The following is a 12,766-nucleotide window of genomic DNA, read 5'->3' on the forward strand; positions in this document are numbered from 1 at the left end:
AAACAGAGAGGATGACAGCAATGTGGCGTGAAGCAATTGAAGATGCAATCGGCAAAATTCGCCGGAACTTGGAACAACATTCAGGCACTTTTCCGCATATCACCAATGATAAGCGTTATGCATGGTCTGCGAATGAGGATTGGATTGAAGGGTTTCATACAGGCCTAACTTGGCTGAGCTATGAATATAGTCAAGATGCTTTTTTTCAAGTACAAGCGAAGCAGCAAATTGCAGATTTTAAAAAGCGGCTGGAAGCGAAAGTATGCTTAGAGCATCACGATATCGGCTTCCTGTACGGGCTATCCGCATTAGCCGGATGGATCGTGGAGAAGGACGAGAGCGCCCGTGATCTTGCTTTGCAGGCGGCGGATCATTTGTTAGGCAGATGGCGTGAGCAAGGCGGCTTTTTGCAAGCATGGGGTCCGGAAAACGATGAGAAAAATGGCGGTCGGATCATTATTGATTGTTTACTGAATTTGCCTTTGCTATATTGGGCTTCCGAAATAACAGGGCAACCGAAATATGCCGAAATTGCGTACAAACAGGCCGAGCTGTCCAGACGGTATCTGGTGCGTGGTGATGACTCTTCTTATCATACGTTTTATTTTAATCCGGAGACAGGTGACCCGCTTGGCGGAGGCACCCATCAAGGATATACGGATGGCTCGACTTGGACGCGCGGTCAGGCGTGGGGCATCTACGGCTTCGCACTTTCTTACCGATACACGAAGGATCCAGCTTTCCTTCAAACGGCTAAACGGTTGTTATCTTATTTCCTTGATCATTTACCAGAAGATCATGTTGCTTATTGGGATTTCAACGTGCCGATTGAAGCGAATACAAGTCGCGACAGCTCGGCATCGGCCATTACGGCCTGCGGGATGCTGGAGCTGTTGGAGCTGCTGCCGGAAGAGGATGAAGATCGCAGCTGGATCCAGCAAGGACTGGATCAAACGATGCATTCCCTTGTTAGCAAGTATGCAACCATTGGCGAACAAGCGGAAGGCTTGCTGAAGCACGGCTCCTATCATGTTAGAGGCAATAGCGGCTTGGATGATTATATGATTTGGGGCGATTATTACTACTTGGAAGCATTAATGCGTATGGAACGCGGGATTCCAGGTTATTGGTATGAGCGGAAGACGAAGTAAATGGCCAAGTTTTGCGAGAGGCATTTAGATTGAATAGAAGGGCGCACAGATGCTAGAATGTGCGCTCTTCTTCCACGTTTAGGGGGTATAAAACATTCACCTATTGGATTATGGTGAAACTATGCATAATGAAAGGCATAAGTTCATGTCACAGCCCAAAGGATGAACGTAAGCAAATATGATGAAGTCTACGATTTATAGACACAGGGTTTTGACGGTTTTTAACCGTTATTTATTTTCATTTACATTGCTTCTTTTATTGCCAATGCTTTTTTTGGGAATTACAGGGTACTATCAATTATCAACGATTGTGGGGGACGAAGTTGAGAGAAACAATCAATCGCTTCTGAATAGCCTCCAGCGCGAAGTGGATAACAAACTAATTTTGATGAATAAAATTGCTAATCAGATTACGGAAGCCCCGGAGCTGTCACCTTATATACTGGCAGAGGATATGTTCAGTACCTATCAGGGAAAAAAGATATTGGAAAGTAAGGTTGTCGATGACAGTATTCGTGAAATTGTCCTCCATATCCGCGGATCTGAGAAGTTATATACTTCGTTAAGTACCTATAAGGTCAATGACTTTGTGAGCAAATTTTACCACTTTGCCGAATGGACCGAAGAACAATTTAATAATGATTTGACTCATGTGAACACCACCATGCTTCGGCCAGCAGAGGAAGTTAGGATGGAGGGGTTACCCCCACAACGTTTGATTACTTATCTCGTGCCGATTCCGATAAGGAACCAAAAACCGTATGGTACGGTTTTGTTTGAGTTAAAAGAAGACACATTGCTCAAAGGACTTAATGCAGATCAGCTGCTGCAGAATGGGAACGCAATCGTTTTCGATCAGTCAGGCAGACTAATTTCCGCCTATAAACAAGAGGATTTCTTGAAATCCGTCGACTTTTACAAGCAAATCATGAATGGGGTGGACAAACGACATATTCAAGAATTTCAACATCAAAAGTTTGTTGTTTCCTTTCAGAAATCAACGCAAAGCGGTCTGACCTATGTCATCATGCTGCCTTATGCTTCCGTCGTTGCACCCGTAAATCAAGCCATCCTGAAGTGGATTAGTTACTTGCTGTTCATTTTGATCATTGGCTGCGCGTTCGTTTATGTTGTTATGGTATTTAATTACAATCCGGTTAAAAAGCTAGCTGCTCTCGTAGAAACAATTCGAGGTCAATCGATCCACAAATCAAACGTATTCGAAGCAATTGGCAGTATGATCAACGATATTGCCGATTCGAATCGAACCTTAGGCCACAAGTTGGAAGAAAATCGTGCAGCTGTAAGAGACCATTTTCTAGGTAGCTTACTGAAGGGAGAATTTCAAACACTGGACGATGTGAATGAACGGGGCGAAGAGGTTGGCGTTACGTTCCCTTTTCCAGATATCACGGTGATGATCCTAGAGCTCCCCGTTTCCCAGTTATTCTACAGGGCGCAATTGATTGCAGAAGTGGAGCAGCAGTTCGGGGGAGATGCCGTGGGACATGTAAAGATCAGCTTAGAAGAACGAAGAGCGATTTTTATTGTGTCCTGGGGAGGCAGTCCAGCGGATCAAAAGCTTTGGTTAAATCGTTTACATGACCATTTGAGTATGACGTTTGACATACCGATTACACTGGGGATCGGAAACGGATATCGGGAACTTTCGCAAGTGGGGCGTTCGTATTTGGAAGCCTCAACGGCGATTGATTATAAGATGATCAAAGGCAATCAGCGAGTGATCTTCTTCGATGACCTCATGGCACACGACCATGCTGATTTATTAAACCCCAGACGTGTTCTGGACGAGTTGGAAATCGTGCTGCAGAGTGGTGAAGCATTTCGGATTACCATGGGTGTCCAGCAAATCGCCATAAAAATGAAACAAAGCGGAATGACACTGTTTATCGCCAAAGAGCTTTGTTATGACATGATTCATAAATTTATTACATGCCTGGAAAAGCGAAGACCAGGAAGCTCAATGGATAACTTGCCGGACATTTTAGCTTTGACCGACTATACGACATTAGATGAAATTGCTGACTTACTCACAACCGCTTGCACAACATTATGTCAGTCCCTTGATCTGCCAAAGTCGGCATCCCCTGCCGTAATGATCGACCAAATCAACCAATATATGTTGCAAAACTATAGTGAATATGATTTTTCTGTACAAAAGATTGCCGAGCATTTTTCACTCTCCCTGTCCTATTTGAGCCGTTATTACAAAGAGCAGACAGGTCGAACTGTCATGGAATATTTGAAAGAGGTACGGATCGAACAGGCCAAACGGTTGCTTCGAGACAATAACAGTTCCGTTAAGGAAATTGTACAACAAATAGGCTACTACGATGTGTCTAGCTTTATCCGTACGTTCAAACAGCAAGTTGGTTTAACACCTGGCGAATACCGAAAACAAGTTAAGTAGGTAGACAACGTTGAAAACAGCATATATAAGGTTCAAATTTGGCATATCGGGTTGAAATTCGTGCAGATCATAAATTTCGCATAGGTGGATTGGCGATCTCACTTATTTACCGGATGTCGTGTAGATGGTTAGATTACAACTATGAAGGCGGATTTAATACTAGGAATTGCTTCAACAACAAATAAGATCCAGCGGAGGTGAAAACAAAATGACTTTAAAGTCGAATGTGGTGGATGTCAAAATGGTAGGCAACGGTAACAATCAGCAAACGTCCAAAATCGCACTTCCGAAAATGGTAAAAAGAATTGTTCGCAACTACGATTTATATTTGCTTCTGCTGCCGACGCTTGCCTACTTTATTATTTTTCATTATATCCCGATGTATGGTGTGCAGATCGCATTTAAAAATTTCAATCCCATAAAAGGGATCATGGGCAGTCCATGGGTTGGCTTCGATAACTTCGAACGGTTCTTTCAATCGTATCAATTGGGCACAATTATTAGTAATACGCTGGGGATTAGTTTATATGAACTTCTCGTGGCATTCCCAGCTCCAATTCTATTAGCGTTAATGATTAACCAATTGACAAACGAGCGATTTAAACGTCTTGTGCAAACGGTTACATACGCGCCGCATTTCATCTCCACAGTTGTTGTCGTCGGAATTGTGTACTTGCTTCTGTCTCCCAAAACAGGTGCAGTGAACAGCCTGCTGGCTGTTTTCAAGATCGAGCCCATCTTTTTTATGGGCAGTGCCGACTGGTTCAAGACCGTTTTCGTCTTCTCCGGTATTTGGCAAAATATAGGTTGGGGAACCATCATCTATCTGGCAGCACTGACGTCTGTTAATCCTGAATATCATGAGGCAGCGGTTGTCGACGGAGCAACAAAGCTGCAGCGCGTCGTCCACATTGATATCCCAGCGATCATGCCGACTGTCATCATCATGCTGATCATGAACATGGGTCATATGATGAGTGTTGGCTTCGAGAAGGTGTATTTGATGCAAAATCAACTGAATATCGATTCATCAGAGACGATTCAAACCTACGTGTATAAAGCAGGACTTGTACAAGCGCAGTATAGCTATTCTTCTGCGATTGGTTTGTTTAATACTGTCATTAATTTCATCTTATTAATCAGTGTGAACCAAATAGCTAAATCGTTAAAACAAACGAGCTTATGGTAAAAGGGTGGAGGGGGATCTATGAAGCTGGCTAAAAATAGGACGGATATTACCTTCGACGTAATCAACTATTCGTTGATTGTGATTCTACTCCTACTTGTTCTCTATCCGCTTTATTTTGTTGTTACAGCTTCTGTGACAAATCCGGATTTGGTTTACTCTGGGAAGCTGTTGTTTTTTCCTCAACAAGTGACATGGGATGGCTATAAAAGGCTGTTTTCCGATGCGACCATTTGGGTTGGTTTCAAAAATTCGTTATGGTATACGGTTACCGGAACGACACTTAATGTTGTGCTGACGGTTATGGCCGGCTATGCGCTTTCCAGAACGGATTTGGTTGGAAGAAATATATTCATGTTCCTGCTTGTATTTACGATGTTTTTTGGTGGCGGGCTTATCCCAACCTACCTGCTGGTCAAAGACCTTGGCTTGCTGAATACGACATGGGCGATGATTCTTCCGAATGCGGTTTCCGTATTCAATGTCATCATTGTCCGTACATTTTTCCAATCCAACGTGCCAAGTGAGGTACTCGAATCGGCCATGATTGACGGCTGCTCGAATGTGAAGTTTTTTGTGAAAATCGCTATTCCTTTGGCAATGCCGATTGTCGCGGTGATGGTGCTCTTTTACGCCGTAGGACATTGGAATTCCTATTTCCAAGCATTGATTTATTTGAAAAGCAATGGCTTGCAGCCCCTGCAAATTATTTTGCGGAACATTTTGATTATGAATGAAGGCTCTGACTTACAAAATTTAATGGACGGCTCACAAGAGCAACAGAAAAAGCTAGAGTTGATGAAATACGCGATTATTATCGTTTCCAGTTTACCGATGCTGATCTTGTACCCGTTTCTTCAAAGATACTTTGTTAAAGGCGCGTTAGTTGGTTCATTAAAAGGATAGTCACGGATTTCATATTTGATCATGTAAGATATTATCTATTCGGAAGGTATGGTGCTGGCATATGAATCATAAATGGGGATTAGGTACAGTTGCACTCACATTAAGTATGGCTGTTGGACTTGCAGGCTGTGGAGATAAGCAGGCTGTATCGGTTGACGACAAAAAAACGACGACAGTTCAAGTACCAAGCAATCTAAACGTAACCGATTTTCCAATTGCCAAAGAAAAGCTGACATTAAACATTGCTGCTTTCAAACCACCGTCAGGTAAAGATTTGAATGATTATAAGTTTTTCCAGGATATCGAAACGAAAACGAACATCCATATCAATTGGAACCTGACACCGGGAAGCAGCTGGCAAGAAAAGAAAAATCTGCTTTTTGCTGGCGGTGAGCTGCCTGATGCCTTCTATGCACATGGTATATTGAACGAAGATACGGATATTGTTAAATATGGTTCGCAAGGTATTCTCATTCCGCTGGAAGGCTATATCGATACGTACGCGCCGAACTTAAAGAAGTTGTTACAGGACAATCCTGTCTACAAGAAACAGTTGACGGCTCCGGACGGACACATATATGCCCTACCGACCATTGACGAAACGTATTCTAGAACGAAATCAACGATGTTCATCAACAAGAAATGGTTGGATGAGCTGAAGCTTCCAATGCCGACGACGACTGACGAATTGTATGCAACGTTGAAGGCTTTCAAGGAAAACAAGAAGGATCAGATCCCGATGTCATTTCTGCAAAATTGGAATAACGACGTGAATTCCTTATTCGGTGCTTTTGGTCGTATTGATCGTGATGTTCACAAAGCAGGTAACAATCACCTGTCCGTTGAGAATAACAAAGTGATATATACGGCTGTTCAACCTGAATACAAGGCAGCGATCCAATATGTCAACAAGCTGATTTCCGAAGGCTTGATCGATCAGGAAAGCTTCACGCAGGATGCCAAGGTATTCAATGCCAAAACGGCAAAAGGGAGTGTAGGCGTTGCTTTTGACTGGAATCCGGCTAATCAGGATTACGTTTCGCTTCCACCGCTGAAAGGACCGAATGGACAGAAGCAAGTGTGGGCGGAGTATCCTGCGGGAATTCTGCTGAGGGGTTCGTTCGCGATCACGAATGTGAACAAAAATCCAGAAGCAACCATTCGTTGGATTGATAATATGTATGATCCGAAAAATTCCATGCAGCTAAGCAAAGGCGTGATTGGTGGGCAGAGCCTGAAAGAACGCTCTGACGGCAAGTATGATGTCGTGGCACTTCCACAAGGGGCGAATGAGGACGATTTCAAACAAGTACCTCCTACTGCTTACTCCGTTTGGGCAACCACGAAGGCAGTTGCTGACATGGCCGTAGCTGCATCTTCAGGTAAACGGACCAAAATCGATATTGATAACGTTTATGCACCATTTCTTGTCGATGATTCATTTCCAAAAGCCTATTTCACTTCGGAAGAAAATGATCAAATTTCCCGTTATTTGACGGATGTGGATGCGTACGTTAGTAAAATGTATGCGAAGTGGATGATGACTGGCGGCATTGATAAAGAATGGGACGACTACGTGAAGAAGTTGAACGAAATGGGTCTCGATAAAATGATGAAGATCTATCAAACGGTGTATGACCGCTATCAGGCAACAAAATAACGACGGTCGATTCTCACTAACAACTTGAGGGAAGGACTGTCCCATAGTCGAAGGACGAAGGGATAGTCTTTCTTTTTTTTTAGTTAGAAAATGCATGTAATCGTACGTGAATAGGAGATTAGAATATGAAAATATTTACTTTTGAAAATGAAATCCCACCGCAATTCTCAAGTGATAACGGCTCACAATTATCGATAAGCGACCAGCATTACAAATATGGTACACGTAGTCTGTTATGGGCATATGCCTCAGATTCCTATTTGAAAATTAATGAGCCTAGTCTTTATCGTCCTTTTCATGAGGGATCGATCAGTCAGGAACGTGATTCGTTCGTTATTTGGATTTATAACATAGAACCAGTATCAGATGTGCTTACCTTTCAATTTGGGAAGAACGATGAGGTGAATTGCCAATTTGAGTTTCACCTCAATTTCCGCGGGTGGCGGACGGCTTGGGTTGCTTATGAGCGAGATATGCAAGGGGAACCGCATCCTGAAATGGACACCTTGATCATTCGCGCACCGAAGACAATCGGTACAGGGAAGCTGTACATCAATCAGCTTATGCTGAACACACGAATTGATCCTCGATTTCATACGCGGGATAGGCAAGTACCGTTCGTAAACCAGGAGGCCGATCAGAAAGCTAACGCACATTGGCTCAGCTTGTATGCTTTTGAGGAGCTGGAGCGGACGCATTCGGTGCCTGAAGTTGTTTCATCCGAGCAGTTATGGGCGCATGCAGTTATGAATGAGCGCTTCGAGAAGCTTTTTTTACAAGAACGATCAGTCACCCATGAAGACATGATGCGAATAAAGGAGAATTTCTCCACCTTCGGAATTGCACGAAAGGGGGATGTGATCTCGGGACGGCCGATCGACCTTCCTTTCTTTGACCATTTTCCAAAGTTGGAGAAAGAACGATTGAAGGAGCTGGCGAACAGTGTACAGCTATCTGCTTACTCGGATTTCATATTGGAAATTGCCGTCTGCTATCGTTCCACAAAACATTCAAGTTGGAAACAAGATCTGCAAGTCATGTTTATTGATTTACTGGATCATATGGACGAGCAAGGGTGGACCTATGACAGCTCCCAAGGGACTGTTCATCATTTCGGTTACAATTTCAGGAGTTATTATCCGGCAGTTTTTCTGATGCGAGATGTGCTGGAGCAAGAGGGTCGACTTGAACGAACACAGCAAACGATGTACTGGTTCAGCGGCGCAGGACGCATTCATACCCCACTGGAAGAAATTGAAGGAAATATCGATATTTTCAACACGACACTGCATGGCATATTGGCAAGTCTGCTGATCATGCCCGATTCACCAATGAAAGTGCGTGAGCTGTCTTCGTTCAGAGAATGGCTCAGCCAATCTCTATTACCCGCACCAGGCCTAAGGTCCGCCTACAAATCAGATGGTTCTGCCTACCATCATGTTAACCATTACCCAGCGTATGCAATAGGCGGCTTCCTTGGGGTTACGCCAGTCATCTATCTTCTAAGCGGTACCGTATACCGAATTGATGAACGAGCTCACGCGTCTGTTCGTAAGGCACTGCTAGCTATGCGATTGTACACCAATAAATACGAATGGCTGCTAAGCCTGTCGGCGCGCCATCCTACGGGGAAAGGCGCATTGGAAGTAGAACCGTTTAAATATATGGCGTTATCGGGTACCACGGATGGATCGAAGTCGGTTGACGAAGAGGTGGCGTCTGCCTATTTGCGGCTGCTCCAGCAAGAGGAGAAATCCGAAGCAGCTGAACGATTTGCAGCGATGGGTATTACACCGGAAGAGGATCCGAGTGGGCATTGGACGATGAATTTTGCAGCGCTGGCCATCCATCGCAGAGATTCTTGGTTAGTCGGCGCAAGAGGTCATAGTCGTTATTTGTGGGCGAACGAATCGTATGTCAGCGCCAACCTCTATGGTCGGTACATTTCGCATGGTCATCTGCAAATCATGAGCCAGGGCGAGCCCATCAATAATGAGGCTAGCGGTTATCATCACGATGGCTGGGATTGGAACCGCTGGCCAGGGACAACCACTGTGCATAAACCGATACCAGAGCTTCGCTCGAATGTTCGGAACGTGGATACGTTTAGTGGCTTCGAAGAGATGCTGCTTTCAGATGAAACGTATGCCGGAGGATTGAACTTGGAAGGTAGGAACGGTATGTTCGCGATGAAGCTGCACGAACATCCGAAATATGAAGGCAGCCACCGTGCACGCAAATCTGTCTTCTTTTTCGATAATCGCATCATTTGTCTGGGCTCAGATATTGAGAATACGAACACGGCCTATCCAACCGAAACGACACTGTTTCAGAATCACCTCGCTGAGCAGGGAAGTCCAATCTACGTGAATAACAACACCTCAATTTGCGAGTTTCCATATGCGTTTCAGCGTCTATTGGATGAGCCAATGTGGCTGCTTGACCATTTGGAGAATGGCTATTATGTCCCAGCAGGACAAATGTTGTCCTTATCCAGAAATGTTCAGTATTCCAAGCATCAAGCAACGGATGCGGATACTCAGGGCGATTTTGCGACTGCCGTGCTTGGGCATGGATGCGCACCTCAACATGACAGTTACGAATATACGATACTGGTAAAAACAGATCTTGGTGGTATTGAAGCATTTTGCAACAACATGAAAAGCTTGGACACGGCGGCATATATCGTGCTTCGCAAAGATCGCAGCGCACACATCGTGAAGGATAATGCTAACCGAACCACGGCCTATGCGTTGTTCGAAGCGAATACAGGCATTAATACAGGCTGGGTTCTCGCTGTCGACTCACCTGCGATGATCATGATTCGGGAAGCAGGTGCTGAACTCATCGTAAGCGCCGTCGATCCTGATTTACGCTTATATGAAGGCTTGGAAGCCGATCAGTATGATGAGGATGGCAACCAAGTAGAAGTTAGCGTGTACTCTAGAGAGTGGATCAACGCTGAAAGCATTCCGTCCACGATGAGGCTCACCTTGAGAGGAAATTGGATCATGAAAGAAGACTATTTGGGTTGTCGACTCGCAGGAAATGGAGACGATCATACAACAGTAATCGAAATTGCGTGTAAGGATGCAATGCCACGAGAGTTTGTTTTGCAGATGAAAATATAAAAATGGGGGCGAAGTATGAGACTTTCGATCAGTGAACAAGGCGATCGAACTAGGCATTCTTTCAGACATCTCGAACGAGCGCTTCTCTCCTTCTTCCACAGCCTTACGAATGGAAACGGCTGAAGCGTTATATAATTTTTTATAAAGAAATAGGTAAAAACGAAGGAAAAAAGCAGCCGAGAGATCGGCTGCTCTTTCCGCTATCTATGATAGTGATTCCATATAGAATAACCAAATACAACCGGTCATTAGAGATATTCTTGCAGCTGTTGTAACGAATATGTTCTCCTTTTCCTGTATTGTTGCTAAAAGAGAGAGTATGTTACTATTGGGGAGACTACCATTACTTACCGAAGGGGAATACGTATGGCCCTTACGCAATGGATCCAACGGCTGATTGCCGCTGTGCCGAATATGAAGTTGAATCAGAGGTTTTTGGCTAGCTATCTCTTTGTTTGTATTATTCCGCTATTAATTGTAAGCACGATTATTTATTACCAATCTGCTAACAGTTTGGAAGAAGCTTCGCAAGAGTTTGCTGCGCTATATACGTCGCAGATCGAATCGTCGATGAATGACTTTCTTCAGGAGTATGACAGGGTGACCAAGACTGTCCTGATTGACAACGATATACTCTCTCGTTTAGGCGAAGAAAAGCTTCCGATGGCAGAACTGATTGTCAATAATAATATGATCAACCGAATTCTAATGAGGATCGCATTGCTCAAGCCGGAAATCAGCTACTTGACGCTTATCACGAAAGGGAATAATGTCTATCATTACTCCAATACCTCCAGCGTGGTGAATGAAAGTATCTTGCTGCAGCAGGATTGGTATAAGAAAAATATTGATCCGGAGGAGACGTTGTTCATCACAGCCTTGCACGATCGTTCCTACTACGAGGATAAAGGTGAGGGCGCGGTTCTAACGGTCGGCAGAGTGTTGCTTAACTCTAACGGTTCCTACGCCGGTGTCCTATTGCTTGATATGGATCCTTCCCATCTGCTGAAGCTGAATGAGAATTTTATCGTGGCTCGAGACCGTTACGATATGCGTGTTATCGTCAGTAACAAAAAGGGAGAGATGGTTTACCACTCCGATCTGACCAGCGGCAAGACGAACTGGAAACAGCTCTCTGCCAGACAGAGCAACCCTGCAATGGATAAGAATGAGGAGAAGATGATTGTACTAACCGGCAGCATGGCATCTAACCAGTTAGTGGTAAGAACGGAGATTCCTCGTGATAAATTGTTGCTGAAAATCGGGAATATGAAAGTATCGACCATCCTGGTCATTGCAATCAGTTTTTTGTTTATTATGGTTATCTCGATTGCAATGAGTTCTTACATCACGAGGCCTATTATGAATCTTCGCAGAAGCATGAAGCAAGCGGAAGCAGGGCTATACCATCCGATTGAGCTAAAAATTTCTAATGACGAAATCGGGAGTCTGATACATAGCTATAATAAGATGATCATCACGATCAAGACGCTTATTGAAGAAGTCTATCTGGCGGAAATCAAGCAAAGGCATGCCAAGTTCCTTGCGCTTCAGCACCAGATCAATCCACACATGCTATACAATACGCTCGAATCCATTCGGATGAAAGCGCTTGTAAAGGAGCAGGATGAAATCGCCGGCATGATCAAGATTCTCGCCCGTATGTTCAGATTGTCATTGGGGAAAGAAGCAGGTCTTCATTTGGTCAGCAATGAAGTGGAATATACGGTGAACTATCTAAAACTTCAAAATATTAGGTTCGACGACCGATTCAAGTTACATGTCCAAATGAGCAAAGAAGTCTTGCAATGCCGCATTCTGCCGCTTGTATTCCAGCCTATTGTCGAAAATAGCATCAACCATGGTTTTCACGACTATAGCAAGGTGATGAATATCTACCTTGAAGGAACCGTTACGAATGATAACGATATCAGGATCCGAATTTCGGATGACGGGGTGGGCATGGATTCGTCTCAAGTAGAAGAACTGAACAAAAATCTGGCGGAGGCAGAAGCGAATAAGTTGAAGTTGGATGATTTAATAGAAGCTTCTGGGATGAGCATAGGCCTGAGAAATATTGCGGAGCGGATCAAGCTGCAATATGGAGATCGGTATGACATGACGGTGAATTCCTTACAAGGAGAAGGAACAGTTGTTGAATTTCGTATACCCAGACGACAGTAACAAGGAGAGACTTTGAGCACCGCTCAAAGATCCCTATAATTCCCCACAAAGTGACGCCAAGCTCTGAAGCATATTCCGTCCGCATCGAGCTTTAGCTCGATCGGCGTCTAAACTTAC

Annotated in this window: 7 protein-coding genes; all 7 read left to right on the top strand. The window is 44.2% G+C overall.

Annotated features, from left to right (window positions below):
- The first annotated feature begins 20 nt into the window (after positions 1–20).
- The 7 genes from AC58QG_RS16425 (at position 21) to AC58QG_RS16455 (ending at position 12,649) form a co-directional block, all read left to right on the top strand.
- Positions 21–1,151 (top strand): glycoside hydrolase family 88 protein, encoded by a 1,131-nt coding sequence (locus AC58QG_RS16425; protein WP_497363464.1) that lies wholly within the window; start codon positions 21–23, stop codon positions 1,149–1,151.
- Between the two features lie 211 nt (positions 1,152–1,362).
- A complete protein-coding gene (locus AC58QG_RS16430) occupies positions 1,363–3,582 on the top strand; it encodes a helix-turn-helix domain-containing protein (RefSeq protein ID WP_497363193.1) in 2,220 nt (739 codons plus the stop codon).
- A gap of 241 nt (positions 3,583–3,823) precedes the next feature.
- A complete protein-coding gene (locus AC58QG_RS16435) occupies positions 3,824–4,771 on the top strand; it encodes an ABC transporter permease (protein ID WP_497363465.1) in 948 nt (315 codons plus the stop codon).
- A gap of 18 nt (positions 4,772–4,789) precedes the next feature.
- Positions 4,790–5,674, top strand: a complete 885-nt coding sequence (locus tag AC58QG_RS16440; protein ID WP_497363194.1) for a carbohydrate ABC transporter permease — start codon at positions 4,790–4,792, stop codon at positions 5,672–5,674.
- 61 nt (positions 5,675–5,735) lie between these two features.
- A complete protein-coding gene (locus AC58QG_RS16445; RefSeq protein WP_497363195.1) occupies positions 5,736–7,334 on the top strand; it encodes a type 2 periplasmic-binding domain-containing protein in 1,599 nt (532 codons plus the stop codon).
- Positions 7,335–7,459: 125 nt separating this feature from the next.
- Entirely contained in the window at positions 7,460–10,465 is a 3,006-nt protein-coding gene (locus AC58QG_RS16450) for a chondroitinase family polysaccharide lyase (RefSeq protein ID WP_497363196.1), read from the top strand.
- Between the two features lie 366 nt (positions 10,466–10,831).
- Positions 10,832–12,649: a cache domain-containing sensor histidine kinase gene (locus tag AC58QG_RS16455; protein WP_497363197.1), complete on the top strand. Its 1,818-nt coding sequence runs from the start codon at positions 10,832–10,834 to the stop codon at positions 12,647–12,649.
- Positions 12,650–12,766: the final 117 nt, after the last annotated feature.

This window comes from Paenibacillus sp. J22P169, assembly GCF_059691995.1.